The following is a 478-nucleotide window of genomic DNA, read 5'->3' as shown; positions in this document are numbered from 1 at the left end:
TTTTTTTGCTATACTAGTATCGCTCTCGGTTACCGATTGCGTTCCTATGGTTCGTGAAAGGAGGTGAGCTTATTGCATTACATTTTTGACGTCTTACTTGCTATTATGGCGGAAGTAGCTGCACACTACATCTGCAAGTGGTTAGATAGCAAGGACAAAGACCGAAGCTAGCCCAAGATACCCGTTAATCTGAAAAGAACGTAAAAAAAGCCCTAGAGGACTGCCATCCTCTGGGGCTTTGGTGTGCTATTGCATTACATTTTATAACTCAATTATACCACATTATTCTGTTTTGTTTTACTTTAAATAATAATTTTTACGTTCCCAGTTCCATATTGCTACAATTTCACGACCTGAAGAATTGCCGTCCTTATCCTCTCCAGTTTGAACAAGGTTACCATCTTCTAAATCATCAAAGTCCAGGTCTTTTTTGATTTCCTTAAACAGCTTACCAAAGCCAATTTGTCTTTTTCGGTGC

1 protein-coding gene is annotated in these 478 nt (G+C 38.9%); it reads right to left on the bottom strand.

Annotation, left to right across the window (positions count from 1 at the left end; genetic code table 11):
- Positions 1–297: 297 nt before the first annotated feature.
- Positions 298–478 (bottom strand): protein rep (locus HMPREF2613_RS04975; protein WP_070479410.1); only part of this gene is annotated, 181 nt, incomplete at its 5' end.

The sequence above is a fragment of the Streptococcus sp. HMSC070B10 genome (assembly GCF_001808665.1).
Taxonomy (GTDB): Bacteria; Bacillota; Bacilli; order Lactobacillales; family Streptococcaceae; genus Streptococcus.
The sequence above is the reverse complement of the archived record's forward strand: the minus strand, read 5'-3'. Positions and strand labels throughout refer to the sequence as shown.